11 protein-coding genes are annotated in these 15,123 nt (G+C 73.8%); 10 read left to right on the top strand and 1 reads right to left on the bottom strand.

Annotated features, from left to right (window positions below; all coding sequences use genetic code 11):
- Positions 1 to 30: 30 nt before the first annotated feature.
- From AC069R_RS02505 to AC069R_RS02495, 3 genes are all read left to right on the top strand, one after another.
- Entirely contained in the window at positions 31 to 231 is a 201-nt protein-coding gene (locus AC069R_RS02505; protein ID WP_478763846.1) for an MbtH family protein, read from the top strand.
- A gap of 95 nt (positions 232 to 326) precedes the next feature.
- Positions 327 to 1,607, top strand: coding sequence for an MFS transporter (locus AC069R_RS02500; RefSeq protein WP_478763844.1), 1,281 nt, complete (start codon positions 327 to 329; stop codon positions 1,605 to 1,607).
- Positions 1,608 to 1,841: 234 nt separating this feature from the next.
- The gene (locus AC069R_RS02495) at positions 1,842 to 4,961 is read left to right on the top strand and encodes an AfsR/SARP family transcriptional regulator (protein WP_478763842.1); all 3,120 of its coding nucleotides are present in this window, start codon (positions 1,842 to 1,844) and stop codon (positions 4,959 to 4,961) included.
- Between the two features lie 48 nt (positions 4,962 to 5,009).
- On the opposite strand, the gene AC069R_RS02490 is transcribed toward AC069R_RS02495, so the two are convergent.
- Positions 5,010 to 5,189 (bottom strand): hypothetical protein, encoded by a 180-nt coding sequence (locus AC069R_RS02490; protein WP_478763840.1) that lies wholly within the window; start codon positions 5,187 to 5,189, stop codon positions 5,010 to 5,012.
- Between the two features lie 263 nt (positions 5,190 to 5,452).
- Here AC069R_RS02490 and AC069R_RS02485 point away from each other — a divergent pair, with 263 nt between their 5' ends.
- The 7 genes from AC069R_RS02485 to AC069R_RS02455 all read left to right on the top strand — a co-directional run bounded on the left by AC069R_RS02485 (position 5,453) and on the right by AC069R_RS02455 (position 15,051).
- Complete coding sequence (locus tag AC069R_RS02485) at positions 5,453 to 7,267, top strand: asparagine synthetase B family protein (protein ID WP_478763838.1); 1,815 nt, start codon at positions 5,453 to 5,455, stop codon at positions 7,265 to 7,267.
- 40 nt (positions 7,268 to 7,307) lie between these two features.
- Positions 7,308 to 8,879: an amino acid adenylation domain-containing protein gene (locus tag AC069R_RS02480; RefSeq protein WP_478763837.1), complete on the top strand. Its 1,572-nt coding sequence runs from the start codon at positions 7,308 to 7,310 to the stop codon at positions 8,877 to 8,879.
- Positions 8,876 to 10,456: a condensation domain-containing protein gene (locus AC069R_RS02475; protein ID WP_478763835.1), complete on the top strand. Its 1,581-nt coding sequence runs from the start codon at positions 8,876 to 8,878 to the stop codon at positions 10,454 to 10,456. Before AC069R_RS02480 ends, AC069R_RS02475 begins: the two co-directional genes overlap by 4 nt.
- The gene (locus AC069R_RS02470) at positions 10,453 to 11,745 is read left to right on the top strand and encodes an MFS transporter (RefSeq protein WP_478763834.1); all 1,293 of its coding nucleotides are present in this window, start codon (positions 10,453 to 10,455) and stop codon (positions 11,743 to 11,745) included. Before AC069R_RS02475 ends, AC069R_RS02470 begins: the two co-directional genes overlap by 4 nt.
- Positions 11,714 to 13,027, top strand: coding sequence for a condensation domain-containing protein (locus AC069R_RS02465; protein ID WP_478763832.1), 1,314 nt, complete (start codon positions 11,714 to 11,716; stop codon positions 13,025 to 13,027). The genes AC069R_RS02470 and AC069R_RS02465 overlap by 32 nt, the downstream gene beginning before the upstream one ends.
- A gap of 94 nt (positions 13,028 to 13,121) precedes the next feature.
- On the top strand, positions 13,122 to 14,138 hold the full coding sequence (locus tag AC069R_RS02460; protein WP_478763831.1) for an amino acid--tRNA ligase-related protein: 1,017 nt from the start codon (positions 13,122 to 13,124) through the stop codon (positions 14,136 to 14,138).
- A gap of 67 nt (positions 14,139 to 14,205) precedes the next feature.
- Positions 14,206 to 15,051: a class I SAM-dependent methyltransferase gene (locus tag AC069R_RS02455; RefSeq protein WP_478763829.1), complete on the top strand. Its 846-nt coding sequence runs from the start codon at positions 14,206 to 14,208 to the stop codon at positions 15,049 to 15,051.
- Positions 15,052 to 15,123 lie beyond the last annotated feature (72 nt).

Raw genomic sequence — 15,123 nt, 5'->3', positions numbered from 1 at the left:
GTACCGACCCCTGTCCAGAAAGGCAGTCAGATGACCGATTCCGCCGAGTACCAGGTCCTGGTCAACGACGAGGAGCAGTACTCCCTCTGGGCGGCCAACCGCCCGATCCCGGCCGGCTGGCACCAGGTGGGCGTGCGCGGCAGCAAGGAACAGTGCCTGAACCACATCGAGCAGGTGTGGACCGACATGCGCCCGCTCAGCCTGCGCCGCGCGATGGCCGCGACCGCCTGACCCCGACCGGACGGGCCCGCCGCCCCCGGCAGGGCGGCGGGCCCGGCGTCGAACTCCCCGCTCCCACCGACCCGCTGCACCGCAGTGGAGGTACCGTGACCAACCGTCTGCCCTTCCTCACCCTGGTCGGCGTCTGCGCGATCTCCTCGCTCGGACTCGCGGTGACCGTCCTGGCCCTGCCCTGGTTCGTGCTGCAGAGCTCGGGCAGCGGCGCCGACACCGCCGCGGTGGCCGTCGCCGAGACGATCGGCCTGCTGCTGTCGGCGGTCTTCGGCGGCCCGCTGGTCGACCGGCTGCCGGTCCGCGCCGCGAGCGTCGGCGCGGACGCCTGCACCGCGGTGGCGATCGGTCTGATCCCGCTGGCCCACCTCACGGTCGGCCTCACCCTCCCGCTGCTGCTGCTCCTCGCCCTGCTGGCCGGGCTGACCCGCGGCCCGGCGGACACCGCGAAGCAACTGCTGCTCGCCGACGCGCTGCGCCGGTCCGGCACACCGGTGGAACGCGGCACCGGCGCGATCGAGGCCGCCCGCCGCCTGGGCACCATGGCCGGAGCCCCGCTCGCCGGCCTGCTGATCGCGGCCACCGGCCCGGTCACCGTCCTCACCGCCGACGCCTCCGCGCTGCTGCTCTCCGCCGTACTGGTCGCCCTGCTGGTCCCGGCGCCGGGCAAGCCGGCCGGGTCCGGGGCGGGCGCGGCCGGGCCGGAGAGCTACCTCGCGAGTCTGGCGGCCGGCTTCCGCGCGCTGCGCCGGGACCGCCTGGTGTGCGCCATGGTGGGGATGCTGCTGCTCACCAACGCGATGGATGGCGGCCTCAACAGCGTGCTCTATCCCGCGTACGGCCAGCGGGTGCTGCACAGCAGTGCCCTGCTCGGCACCCTGCTGACCACCGCGGGCGCCGGCGCCCTGGCCGGCTCCGCCCTCTACGGGCGGATCGGTCACCGGCTGCCGCGCCGCGCGGCCTTCATCCTCGCCTTCGCCCTGGTCGGCCCGCCCAGGTTCCTGCTGCTGGCGTGGGCCCCGCCCGCGGCCGTCCTGCTCCCGGCGCTCGCGGTCTGCGGACTGGGCTCCGGGGTGCTGATGCCGCTGATGACCACCGTCGCCTACCGGCGGGTGCCCGAGGGGCTGCGCGGGCGGGTCTTCGGCCTGGTGGTGGCCGGCGCGCTGGCGGCGCTCCCGGTCGGGACCCTGACCGCGGGTCTGCTGCTCGACCGGATCGGGCTGACCGCGGTGCTCGCGGCCTTCGGCTGCTGCTACCTGGTCGTCACCCTCTTCCCGCTGGTCTTCCCCGTCTGGCGAGAGCTGGACGCCGACGGCGGGGCGCCCGGCGCCGCCGTCCCGGCCGGCTCCGAGGCCTCCGTACCGGCCCGCGACTGACCCGCGCGAGGCCGGTGCACCCCTGTCCTTCGAGCACAGGGGGAGCTAGGTACGGCGGTCGCCAGCCATTAGGGTTCGCCGTGAACGGGTTCGGTGAAATATGCATCTTCTTTGCTGGGCAGTGGGATCGAATGTGAAGACGGTGTCCGCCGGCGTGTGACCCGCGCCGGCACACCCTGTCCTACGAGCAGACAAGCCGGACACGGACAGCGCGACAGGAAAAGAGTCATGCATATGGCGGATCTCCGCTTCTCGGTGCTTGGACCCCTGCAAGTGCGCCGGGGTGACACCGCGTTGGCGGTCGGGTATCCGCAGCAGCAAGCCATGCTGGCCGCACTGCTGCTCAGAGCGGGGCGCAGCGCGGGCGGCGCCGAGCTGACCGAGGCACTGTGGGGCGCGGAGCCGCCGGTCCGGGCGATGTCCACCGTGCGCACCTACGCCTGGCGGTGGCGGAAGGTCCTGGGCGCCGACGGCACGGCGCCCGAGGTGCTGGTCTCCTGCGGGGACGGGTACCGGCTCGCGGTGCCGGACGACTCGATCGACGCGCTGTGCGCCGGGGAACTCGCCGCGCGGGCGGAGCGGGCAGGCGCCGAGGGGCGGCCCGCACACGCGCGCCGGCTGCTCTGCGAGGCGCTCGCCCTGTGGCAGGGCGAGCCGCTGGCGGGCATCCCCGGCCCGTTCGCCGAGCGCCAGCGCCGACGCCTCGGCGAACTGCGGATCGCCCTGCTCGAACAGCGCCTGACCTACGAACTGGACCTCGGCCACTCCGCTCAGTGCGTGCTGGAGCTGACCGAGCTGACCGCCGAACACCCCCTGCGGGAGCGGCCGTACGGGCTTCTGATGCGCGCGCTCTACCAGGCGGGCCGGGTGGCGGACGCCCTCGACGTCTTCCGCCGCGCCCGCCAGGTACTCGTCGACGAACTGGGCGTCGAACCGGGCGCCGACCTGACCGAACTGCACCGGCGCATCCTGCGGCGGGACCCGGCGCTGCTGCCGTCACCCGCCCGCAACGCCTGGTGGGACCCCGCCCGCGCGAACGACGAGGCAGCGGACGGCGCTCCGGCTCCCGCACCGGACCCGCAGGGCCCGCGGCCCGCCACCGCGGCCGAGCAGCCGGCCGCGCCGCGCTCCCTGCCCCGCCCCGCCCAACTGCCTCCCGGCGAACCCGACTTCATCGGGCGCGAGGAACTGGTGTCGGTGCTCAGCGAGGCCCTGTGCGAGCCGGGCCGCCGCACCCCCGCGATGGTGGTGCTGGCCGGCATGGGCGGTGTCGGCAAGACGGCGCTGGCACTGCATGTGGCCCACCGGGTGCGAAACGCCTTCCCGGACGGGCAGTTGCACGCCGACCTGCACGGCGGCGACGACGTGCCGAGCGCGCCCGATGTCGTGCTGGCCACCTTTCTCGCCGCGCTGGGGGTCACCGCCGAGTCCCTGCCGGAGGATCTGGAGGCCCGCGCGGCCCTGTTCCGGTCGATGGTCGACGAACGCCGGCTGCTCATCGTGCTGGACAACGTCCGCGACGCCCGGCAGCTGCGCCCGCTGCTGCCGGGTGCGGCCGGCTGCGGTGTGCTGGTGACCGGCCGCACCCGGATGGCGGGGCTGCCGGTGAGCGTCCAGGCCGACGTCGACGTCTTCGACAGCGAGGAGGCGGTGCGTCTGCTGGGCCGGGCCATCGGCGACGAGCGGGTGCGGGCGGAGCGGGCGGCGGCCCTCGGCCTGGTCGAGGCGTGCGGCTTCCTGCCGCTGGCGGTACGGATCGTGGCCGCGCGGCTGGCCGCCCGGCCCCAGTGGTCGATAGCGAGCCTGAACGAGCGGCTGGCCGTGGAGTGGCGCCGCATAGACGAACTGCGCATCGGCGAGCTGACGGTGGAAGCCGTCTTCGAACTCGGCTACCGGCAGCTGACGGAGCGGCAGGCGATGGCGTTCCGGCTGCTCGCCGCCGTGGACTGCGCGGACCTGGGGGTGGCCGCCGCCGCGTCGGTCCTGGCCGTGGACGAGGCCACCGCCGAGGATCTCCTCGAATCCCTGGTGGACACGCGCATGCTCGCGTCGACGGTGCCCGGCCGGTACCAGTACCACGATCTGCTGCGCTCCTTCGCCCGGCGCAAGTCGGCGCACGAGCAGCCCGAGGAGGCGGCGGTCGCCGGTGACCGGCTGCTCGCCTTCCTGCTGGCGACGGCCTGCCAGGCCTTCCAGCAGGCCGTGCCGGGCGACCCCATCGCGGACGCCTTCGGCTCCCCGGCGGCGACCGTTCCCCCCTTCGGCGGTCCCGCCCTGGCGCAGGCGTGGGTCCGGGCCGAGGCGGAGGGCGCGCGGGTGCTCGCCGCCCAGGTGGCGGCGGAGACGGTGGCACGGAGCACCGCGGCGCCGGGCAGCCCGAGAGGCACCGCGGCACCGGGCACGCCGGAAGACGCCGCGGCACCGGGCACGCCGGGAAGCGTCGAACGGCTGCGGCACGCCATCGATCTGCTCATCGCGCTCAGCCCGTTCGACGCCGACGCCCGGTACGCCGAACTCGCCTCGACGGCCGATGCGTTGATCCACGCCTCGGTGACCAGCGCGGACCGCAGGGCGGAGGGCCGGGCGCGCTTCCTGCGCTGCACCATCGCGCTTGCCGCGACCCGGCTCGGCGACGCCGAGACGCAGGCACGGGCGGCCGTGGCGGCCTGCCGTGAGGTCGGCGACGCGGTGATCCTGCGCCAGGTGCTCAACGACCTGGGGCTCATCGTGCAGTACCTCTCGCGCTACGACGAGGCGGTCCGCCACTTCGAGGAGGCCATCGCGCTCGCCCGCCGCCTCGGCCACCGGGCCGGGGAGGTCGCCACCACGGTCAACGCCGCGTTGGCCAGGGTGCGCGGCGGAGACGCCGCGGAGGCGGCGCGGATGTGCCGTCAGGTGCTGGACGGCACCGCGTGCGAGCAGGACGAGGCGGGCCGGGCGTACGCCATGTACGTTCTGGGCCTCGCCCTGCACGCGCTCGGCGACTACCCGGCCGCGGTGACCCGGCTGGAACAGTGCCTGACCGTGGCCGGGAACGCCGGTCTGCGCTACCGGGCGGCGCACGCCCGCTACCGCCTCGCCGACAGCCTGCGCGCCGCCGGCTCTCCGGCGCGAGCCCTCCCGCACGCCGAGCGGGCGCTGGCGGAGTGCGAGGAGATCGACGCCGAACGGGACCAGGGCAACGCCCTCATGGTCCTGGGCCGGATCCTCACGGACCTGGGCCGCGCACCGGAGGCGCGCGACCGCTGGCAGCAGGCCCACGCGCTGTTCACCCGGCTCGGCCTGCCGGACGCGGCCGAGGCGGCCGCGCTGCTGGAGGGACGGCCCCGAACGGAGGACAAGCAGTCCGCCTGAGCCGCCCCCCGAGCCTCCCGGCGTCCGGGTGGCCGCCGGACCGCCCGGTTACTGCACGGGCGGGGGGACGTCGGAACCGGTGCTGTTCCACGCCACGTCGAGCTGCTTGCCGTGCTGCCCCGCGGTCGAGGCCGCCGTGGCCGCGCTGCCGAGCAGCACGCCGAGCAGGGCGGCACCGGCCACCACGGTCCGTACCCAGGAGCGTGCACGCGTGTCGTGGCTGTTCATGAAGTCCCCTTGTGTGAAGTGCTGTTGGTCGTCGCCGATCCTGGCAGGCGGCGATCAGCGGGCGATCAACGTCTGATCCACGTCGCCCGACTGCCGGCTGCCGCTACGGCACGGGAGATTTGTAGCCCCCGCCGATTCTGTCCGCGTTCCTTCCGCGGACCCGCCTTCGGCCATGGGCGGAAACCGGATGGGGGCCGATCCGGTACGCGCCGAACCTAGCCTGACGCCCGTCAGGTGCGGTTACGACCGAGGTGAGGCGTCGGATGTCAGGCATCGCAGGATGGGTCGATCGCGCACGGGATCTGGCGGCGGAACACGCCGCGGTCGCCCGGATGTCGTCCGACCTCGCCGTACGGGGCCGCCGGTCCGCCGACAGCTGGGCCGGGCCCCACGCGGCCCTGATCCAGCGCACCGACCAGGCATGGACCGGTTCCGCGCGGCCGGCGGCGGCGCGGGAGAACGGCCGGACGGTCGCGGTCGCGGTCTGCGACGGCTACCTCAAGAACGCCGCCGAGCTGTGGGCGGCCGTCGGCGGCACCGGGACGGACGCCGGGTCGCCGCCGTCGCCCTCCGAGGTGATCGTGCGCGGGTACCTGCGGTGGGGCGCCTCGGTGGTCGGCCGGCTGGACGGGGCGTACGCCTTCGCGATCTGGGACGAGATGCGCGGCGAACTGCTGCTCGGGCGCGACCGGATGGGCGTCAAGCCGCTGAGCTGGTTCCCGACCGCCGACGGCGCCCTTTTCGCCTCCGACCTGGCCGTCCTCGCCCGGCATCCGCTGGTCTCCCCGGCCCTCGACCCCGACGGCGTGTGCGCCGTCGTCACCCAGCTGCGCCGCACCGGGCACAGCGCGCTGCGCGGCGTACACGAGGTGCCGCCCGCCGCCCTGGTGCGGATCACCGCGGACGGCACCCTGACGCACCGCTACTGGACGCTGGAGGCCCGCGAACACGGCCTGGACCCGCGGGCGACGATCGCCCGCGCCGACGAACTGCTGCGGGACTCCGTCGCCAGGGACATCGCCGGCCACGAGCCCGCCGTCCTGCTGTCCGGCGGCCTCGACTCCAGCCTGCTGACCGGTCTTGCGACCGGCAGCACCAAGCGCAGGCCCGTGACCTTCACCGTGTCGTTCGCCCAGCGCACCGCGAAGGTGCCGGACCTGCCCTTCATCCAGGACGTCGTCCGCTTCTGGGACTGCGAACACCACGACGCCCTCGTCGAGGTGGCGGACGTCTGCGATCCGGTGACCCTGGCGGAGGTCCTCGCGGCCAAGGACTACCCCTCGCCCTTCGGCGACAAGAACGTCACGCCCTATCTCCTCAGCCGGCACGCGGCCGGGCGGGTGCCGGTGGCGCTGTGCGGGGAGGCCGCCGACACCATGTTCGGCGGTCTGTACGGCGACCTGGACTCGCTCCAGGAACTGCGCACCTTCCCCTGGCTGGACCAGTCCCGCCGCTTCGGCGTCCCGTACGGCATCGGCACCGGCCTGTTCAGCGGCGAACTGCTGCGCTCCGTCGACGTGGACGGCTATCTGGACCGGGTGTTCGAGGCCGCGCTGGCCGAGGTGCCGACCCTGCCGACGGACTCACCGGCCCGCCGGGCCGTCCGGCAGCTGGACCACCTGACCACCGGGCGCCTGCTGGAGCAGACCATGCTGCACGCCGAGCGGCTCGGCACCGCGGCGGGGCTCCACCTGCGCTTCCCTTTCGCCGATCACTCCCTCTACTCCTTCATGTACAACGTCCCCCCGGAGTGGAAGTTCGCCGGGGGCCGGACCAAGAGCCAACTGCGGGAGATCGCCAAAGACCTGGTACCGCCCTCGGTGCTGAACCGGATCAAGTCGACCTACCCGGCCGCCTACGACGACCGGTACAAGTCCTTCCTCCTGGGCCGGCTGCGGGACCTGCTCGACGACTCCTCGGCGCCGGTCCGCCCGCTGCTCGACGTGGACCGCGCCACCGCGATCACCGACGACCCGCGCCTCATCGACCGCGGCGGATGGTTCGGCCGGGCCGACGTCGAGATGATCCTCCAAGTCGATGCCTGGATGCGCCGACTGCGCGTCCGCCTGAGCCTGTGACCCCCATCCCGCGGCCGGGTGACGAGAGGTGAGACCTGCCATGCCGACCACCCCCCTGTCCGACTACCCCCTCCACCGGATCTTCGCCCGGCAGGCGGAACGCGTGCCCGACCGGATCGCGGTCACCGACGCCGAACGGCGGCTGACCTACGCGGAGGTCGCCGACCGGGTCCGGGCGCTCAGCGCCGTCCTGCGCGAGCGCTGCCCCGGCCCCGGCCGGCGCATCGGACTCCACCTCGGCCGCACCGCCGACCTCGTGGTCGCGGTCCTCGCGGTCTGCGCGGCCGGACACGCCTACGTGCCGCTCGACCCCGCGTACCCGGCCGAGCGGCGCGCGTACATGATCGAGGACAGCGGCCTCACCGTCGTCCTCGCCGACCAGGACCTGCCCGGCTCCCTCGGCGCCGGCCTGGACGTGATCCGCGTCGACCGGCTGGACCCCGCCCGGCCGCAGGCCGACCCGCCGCTCCCGCCGCTCCCGCCGCTCCCGGCGGGACAGGACGGCGGCGACGCCGTGGCGTACGTCATCTACACCTCCGGCTCCACCGGGCGTCCCAAGGGCGTCGAGGTCCGCCAGCGCAGCGTCGTCGCGGTGATCGAGGCGTTCAGCGCGCGCTATCCGGCCACCGAACACGACGTGTGGACCCTGTTCCACTCGTACTGCTTCGACTTCTCCGTCCTGGAGATCTGGGGCGCGCTGGCCACCGGGGGGACGCTGGTGGTCGTGCCGGCCGAGGCGGTGCTCTCGCCCCGCGCCTGCGCGGAGCTGCTGGTGCGCGAGGGCGTCACGGTGCTCGGCGCCGTCCCCTCCGTCTTCCGCTACCTGGCCGGGGCCGCGCGAGCACTGCCCGAGCCGCCCGCCACCGTCCGCCGGGTCGTCCTGGGCGGCGAGGTCATCGACCCGGCCGACGTACGGCTGTGGCGTGAACTGGTGGGCGCCGACTGCGAGTTCGTCAGCTGCTACGGCCCCACCGAGACCACCGTGCTCGCCGGCACCGCGACGCTGCCGGACGACCCGGCCGATGCCGTCGGAGACCTGGGCACCCCGCTGGACGGCTGCGAGCTGCTCCTCCTCGACGAACGGCACCGGCCGGTCCCGGACGGCACCCTCGGCGAGATCTGGATCGGCGGCCCCGGCGTCGCCGTCGGCTACCTCAACCGCTCCCAGCTCACCGAGGAGCGCTTCCGGCACCTGGATCTGCCGGGGCGCCCCGGCCGCTACTACCGCACCGGTGACCTGGCCGTGGTGCGGGACGGCCGCATGCGCTTCGCCGGGCGGGCGGACGACCAGGTGAAGATCAACGGCTTCCGGATCGAACTCGGCGAAGTCGAGGCGGCCCTGCGCCGGCTGCCGGGAATCCGGGACCTGGCGGTGGTCCTCGGCGAGAGCCGCGCCGGCGGCAAGCAGCTCACCGCCTACTACGTGCCCGATCCGGCGCTGCCCGAGCCCGAACCCGCCGCACTGGCCGGCCGGGTCCTGCCCCGGCACATGGTCCCCGGCCGCTTCGTACGGATGGCCGAACTGCCGCGCAGCCCCTCCGGAAAGACCGACCGGCGCGCCCTCGCCGAGGGGCGCACCGGCGTGACCCACCAGCCTGAGAGGACCCGATGAACACCGCACCGCACACGATCCCGCTCTCCGCCGGGCAGGAGGCCATGCGCGTCGCCTGGGAGCTCGCGCCCGACCAGCTGACCCACATCATCCCGCTGCCGCTCCTGGTGCACGGCACGATCGACCCGGACCGGCTGCGCGCGGCCGTCGGGGTGCTGGGCGAGACCTTCCCGCAGCTGCGCGCGCGGGTGACGGCCGGCCCGGACGGCAACCGCCTCGACTGGTCCGGCGCACCGGACATCCCGGTCCGCGTCTCGGCCACCGCTCTCGACCGCGACCTCGCGGTCCGCCGGGCCTGGCAGGTCCCGTTCGACCTGCGCCGGGGACCACTGGCCCGCGTGGAGCTGATCGACGGGCCGGACTGGACGGTGCTGCTGCTGGTGACCCACCACCTGGTGAGCGACGGCGCCTCCGTGCTGCTCCTCCTCGACGCGCTCCGGCAGGCCTACGCCGGCGAGCCGGTCACCGTACGCAACGACCCCGCCGTGCTGGAGCGGCACGCCCGCCGCTCGGTCGAACTCGCCGAGACGGACGCCGGATCCGCCGACCGGGACTACTGGCGGCGCGAACTGGGCGCCGGCACACCGGGCCTGCCGCTGCCGGCCTCGACCGACGAGCCGCGGTACACGATGGTGAGCGAGAGCATCCCGGCGGACCTCTCCGACGCGCTGCGGCACCGGGCGAAGACGGCGGGCGTCTCCTACGTGACGGCACTGCTCGCCGGGTACTACGCGCTGCTGCGCCGCTACAGCGGAGCGGCCGACATCCTCTCCTTCCTGCCGTTCCACGGCCGGACCGCGCCGGAGACCCGCGAGCAGATCGGATACTTCGTCAACCCGCTCCCGGTCCGCTGCCGGATGGCACCCACGGACACCTACTCCGAACTGCTCCAGCAGGTCCGCGGCCAGGTCAAGGCCGCGATGAGCCACGGCGAACTGCCGCTGCCCGCCATCATGCGCGCGGCGGGCCTCGTCGGCCCCCAGGCACGCGAACTGACCCACCGCAGCGTGTTCCAGTTCTGGCACGCGGGCCTGCGCGACGGCCTGGACGTGCAGGAGCTGCCGATGGTGGGCCCGGACACCAAGGCCGTCCTGAGCATGCTCGACATCGAGAGCAGCGCCGGATTCACCCTCGCCGTCATGGTCCGCGAGGACAGCGCCGGCACCCACGTGCTGTGGAAGGACCCGGCCGGCACCCTCGGCCCCACCCTTCTGACGGCGATGGCCGCCGACTACCAGGACGTGCTCTGGAGCATCGCGGAGCACCCCGACGCACCGCTGATCGACGTCCTCGCCGCGGCCGGCGCATCGGCGTCGGACACCGGGACGGCGGACGGCGCCCAGGCCGCGGACGCGGCGGCGGTCCGGGCGATGGTCGAGGTCTGGCAGGAGGTCCTGGGCATCGACGGGATCGGCCCGCAGGACTCGTTCTTCGAACTCGGCGGCCACTCGCTGCTCGCCGAGAGCCTGGTGATCAGCGTCGCCCGCAGGTTCGGCCGCGAGGTGCCCCTGGCGACCCTGTTCGACTGGCCCCGGCTCGGCGACTTCACCGACCGGGTGCTCGGGCACCGGCCGTGACGACCGCCCCCGCGCCGGTCCGGCTCCTGCGGCACCCGACACTGCGGCTCCTGCTCGGCGCCGAGTCCGTCTCCGTCCTCGGCAGCGGGCTCAGTACGGTGGCGATCCCCTGGCTGGTGCTGACCCGGACGCACTCGCCCGGCGACATGGGCCTGGTGATGGGCGCGGGGCTCGGCGGCACGGTCGTCTCCGGGCTGCTCGGCGCCGCGTGGGCGGGCCGGCTCGGGCCGCGCCGGGTGATGATCCTCGGCGACTGCGCCCGCGGCACCCTGGTCGCGCTGCTGGCCGTCCTCGCCGTCTGCGGCGGACTGAGCGTCACGGCCGCCGCCCTGGTGATGTTCGCCATGGGCGGCTGGCTCGCCCCGTACGCGGCCGCCCAGCAGGCGCTCCTGCCGGACCTCACGGGCGAGGACGAGGAACTGCTGAGCCGCGCCGCCGCCGCGCTGCAGAGCGCCATGCGGCTGGGCCTGATGATCGGCCCCGCGCTGGGCGGCCTGCTCGTCGGCTGGCTCGGCCCCGCCCCGGTCGTCGTGCTGGACGCGGCGAGCTTCGCCGTCTCGGCCGTCCTGCTCGGGCTCCGCCTGCCGCCCGCCCCACCGGCCGCCACCCGGCCCCGGACGGGCGGCCGTTCGCTGACCGCCGGACTGCGGACCCTGCTGGCGGACCCGCTGCTGGCCACCTGGTCCCTGGCACTGACCCTCTCCGAATTCGCCTGGCAGGGACTGTTCGCCGCCATCCCGGTGATCGCCCTGACCGTCGGCCACGGCCGGCCCGCCGTGGCCGGACTGCTGTCGGCGGGCTTCGCCGGCGGAGCACTGCTCGGCACGCTGCTGGTGGGACCGCTGCTGCGCCGCCTGTCCGCGCCGGTGCTCGCGGTGACCGGCCGGGCGCTGCTCGCCGTGTCCTTCTGGGCGCTGCTCCTGCCGCTGGGCGTGACCGCGCTCACCGGCACCCTGGCGGTCGCCGGCCTGCTCAACGGGGTGTCCAGCGCCCCCGTCGCGGCCGTACGCGCCCTGCGGATACCGGCCCGGCTGCGCTCCGAGACCCTCACCGTCGCCATGGCGCTCGCCCTGACCGGGGCCGGAGTGGGCTGGATCGTCACCGGCTCGGCCGTCGACCGGGTGGGCCTGCGCGGGGTGTTCCTCGGGCTGGCGGTGGCCCAGGCCGTGGCCGCCCTGCTGCATGCCGCGGGGCTGGCCGCCGTACGACGCCGGGACGCCGGGCCCGGCACCGCAACCGAACCGCGAGGAGACCCCGATGACACAAGCCGCCACGCCCGGACCGCCTGACGGCTGGCACAGCGTCCCGCACCGCATGAGCATCGGCCTGCGGTACCAGCAGCGAGCCGACGGGACCATCCCCTCCGAGAACGTCACCTGCTTCCTGTTCACCTTTCCGGGCGCGGCGGCCGACCCCGCGCGGCTGGAGCGCGCGCTGCGCTGGACCGTCCGCGCCAACCCGGCGCTCGGCAGCCGCTACCGGGTGCACGCCGACCTCGGACCGCAGTACCGGACGCAGCCGCCGTGGGAACCGCTGCTTGACGTGGTGGAACTCGGCGCCGCCGGCTGGGAGGAACTGCGCACGGCGGCGCGGCACATCGCGGACACCGAGATCCGCACCCCCTTCGACCTGCGGGAGGGCCGCCTGCTGAAGGTGGTCTGCGTGCGCCGCGAGGGCGGCGGCTTCGGCCTGGTCGTCAAGATCGATCACACCGTCTGCGACGGCATGTCCTACGCCCAGTTCCTCGACGACCTGCGCGCGGCGTACGAGGGTGGCGACGAGAGCCGGTTCCTCGCCGCCCGGCGCCGCGCCTCCCTCGCACGGGTGGCCGCCGCCGAACGGCGGGCCCTGGCCGGGGGCGGGGAGTCGCAGTTGCGCGAGGCCTGGCGCCGCCGGCTGCCCGCCGGCATTCCCGAGATGGTCCTCGGACGACCCACGCCCTGGCGGGAGTTGACGTCCGAGGGGGAGTCGGTGTCAGTCCGCCTGACCGGGCCGGACTACCGGCGGCACGTGCGCGAGGCCGAGGAGCTGCGGGTGTCCCGCTTCATGCTCGCCACCGCCAAGGTGCTCCACGCCATGCGGCCGAGCGTCCTGGGCGACGGCCTGAGCTTCTTCTCCCCGTTCCCCGGCCGGTTCGTGCCGCAGGCGAGGGGAGTCCTGGGCAATTTCGTCAGCGTGCTGCCCGTCACCGTGGACGTACCGCGCGCCGCCGGTCTGCCCGAGACGGCCGCGGCGGTCCGCGAAGGCGTGCTGTGGACGATGCAGCACCAGGGCCTTCCGTACGACGCGGTGCTGGACGCGGTGGGGAACGCCGACGGAACGAGCGGCGAATTCTCCTACGAGCGGCGGTCGGTCTTCATCTCCGGTAACCCCCCGCTCGTCTTCGAACTCGGCGGTGTGCGGGGCGAGATCGGCGTTCCGGAACTGACCGACGCGATGTTCGACGTCAGCCTGTGGATCTCCGACTCGGGCGAGGACCTGCGGTGCAGCACCGTCTTCCGGCGGCAGTTGCTGAGCCGCCCGCTGGTCGAGTCGTGGCTCGGTTCCCTCCGCATTCCGCTGCCCGGCTGAGCACCGAGAACGGCACGGAACAAAACGGGGACGCCGGGCCAGCAGGATGAAGCAGAAGACGGCGACACCAGCCGTGCGAATCGGAGGTGCATTCGTGTCGATAGTCGAAGAGGGCACGCTGGGAGCGGACTCCGCGGCCGGCGTTCCGCGATTTCTGAAAATTCTTGACGACCCGCTGTACTCGACGCTCGTCGATCTGCAGGACATCGTCAACTACGAGACGGCACAGTTCTGGCGCGACCGCGGTGTGCGGGCCCTGCACCTGCCTGTGACCACCTCGTCCATCTCGTCGCCGATGGGACTCGGCAGCGACTCGCTGCCGGTGCAGGTGGACCTGTTCGGCATCCCGACCTACCTCGCCGACTCCATGCAGTTCCTGCTGGAGTACGGCTGCCGGCTCGCCGGCGAGGGTTGTTACTACCTGATGCCGAGCTTCCGCGGCGAGGAGACCGACCCCACCCACCTCGCCCAGTTCTTCCACAGCGAGGCGGAGATCCCCGGCGGCCTTGAGGACGTCATGGACGTCGCCGACGCCTATGTGCGGCACCTGGCCACGGCCGTGGTGCGCGACCTGGCGGAGCCGGTCGGCCGGATCGCCGGCGGCATCGACCACCTGACGGAGTTCCTGGCCCGCCCCAGCGCGCGGATCACCTTCGACGACGCCGTCGCGGCCCTGGACGGCGCCCCCGAGTACTTCCAGTTCCACGACCAGTGGCGCACCATCACACGGGCCGGCGAGCGCCGGCTGATGGAGCTGTACGGACCCGCGGTCTGGCTGACCCACTCCGACCACCTCTCGGTCCCCTTCTACCAGGCGCTGGACGAGACGGGCCACAAGGCCCTCAACGCCGACCTGCTGATCGGCCCCGGCGAGGTCGTCGGCTGCGGCGAGCGGCACGTCGACGCCGACCAGGCCCGCAAGGCCCTCGCGGCCCACGCGGTGCCCGAGGAGGACTACGACTGGTATCTCCGGATGAAGCAGGCGAAGCCCCTGCGCACCAGCGGCTTCGGCATGGGCGTCGAGCGGTTCTTCATGTGGGTCCTGCGCCACGGCGACATCCGCGACCTGCAGCTCCTGGAGCGCGCCAACGGCCTTCCGGCCACCCCCTGAGCCAGTTGCTGGCCCTACCCCGAACCACCCACCCATCACCCGAACCGAACCAGTAGGGAACCCCTCCATGAACCTGGGCAACCTCACCGCCGCCGACATCCTGGCGATGAACTACAACGAGCTGATCTCCGTCGTCCGCGAGACCAACCGCCCGCCCGGCGGCGTCGCGAGCGTCTCCCACCTGGCCACCCGCGCCCACCTGAGCAAGGACAGCCACGTCCTGGAGATCGGCACCAGCACCGGGATCACCGCCATCGAGCTGGCCCGCCTGGTCGGCTGTCGCGTGACCGCGATCGACATCAACGAGCGCAGCATCGAGGAGGCCCGCCGCCGGGCCGAGAGCCTGGGCGTCGCCGACCTCATCACCTTCGAGGTCAACGACGCCACCTCCACCGGCTACGCCGACGACTCCTTCGACCTGGTCTTCTGCGGCAACGTCACCTCGCTGATCCCGGACCGCGACCGCGCCCTGACCGAGTACACCCGCGTGGTGCGCCCCGGTGGTTTCATCGCCGCGATCCCGATGTACTACGTCAAGCAGCCGTCGGAGAAGCTGCTCGCGGACGTCACCGAGGCGATCCAGGTGACGGTGGAGCCGCTGGAGGAGTCCTACTGGCTCGACTTCTTCCTCGGCGACGGGCGCATCCCCTTCCACCAGGAGAAGTACACCTTCGACTGGATCTCCGACGACGTGGTGGACGGCTTCGTCAAGGACATCCTGGCCCGCCCGCACCTGGAGGAGCTGTCCGCCGACGCGCGCGCCGCCCTGGTCGAGCAGTACGCCGCCTTCATGCGGCTGTTCCGCGACAACCTCTCCCAGATGGGCTACACCGAGCTGCTCGTCCGGTGCGAGGCCGACGAGCTGGGTGAGCCGGAGCTGTTCACCGCGAGCCCGGTGGGCACGCAGCGCTGACACCGCAGGGCCGTCGCCGGGAGCGCCCCTCCCGGCGACGGCCCCGCCGCCGACCGACCCGCCGACCGACCC

The sequence above is a fragment of the Streptomyces sp. NPDC043952 genome (assembly GCF_056435325.1).
This window is presented reverse-complemented; position numbering and strand designations above follow the sequence as displayed.

Bases quoted from the DNA above. Each gene is read 5' to 3' on its own strand.
- AC069R_RS02485 (WP_478763838.1), top strand. From the start codon at position 5,453: ATGTCAGGCATCGCAGGATGGGTCGATCGCGCACGGGATCTGGCGGCG.
- AC069R_RS02475 (WP_478763835.1), top strand. From the start codon at position 8,876: ATGAACACCGCACCGCACACGATCCCGCTCTCCGCCGGGCAGGAGGCC.
- AC069R_RS02505 (WP_478763846.1), top strand. From the start codon at position 31: ATGACCGATTCCGCCGAGTACCAGGTCCTGGTCAACGACGAGGAGCAG.
- AC069R_RS02455 (WP_478763829.1), top strand. From the start codon at position 14,206: ATGAACCTGGGCAACCTCACCGCCGCCGACATCCTGGCGATGAACTAC.
- AC069R_RS02480 (WP_478763837.1), top strand. From the start codon at position 7,308: ATGCCGACCACCCCCCTGTCCGACTACCCCCTCCACCGGATCTTCGCC.
- AC069R_RS02490 (WP_478763840.1), bottom strand. From the start codon at position 5,189: ATGAACAGCCACGACACGCGTGCACGCTCCTGGGTACGGACCGTGGTG.
- AC069R_RS02465 (WP_478763832.1), top strand. From the start codon at position 11,714: ATGACACAAGCCGCCACGCCCGGACCGCCTGACGGCTGGCACAGCGTC.
- AC069R_RS02495 (WP_478763842.1), top strand. From the start codon at position 1,842: ATGGCGGATCTCCGCTTCTCGGTGCTTGGACCCCTGCAAGTGCGCCGG.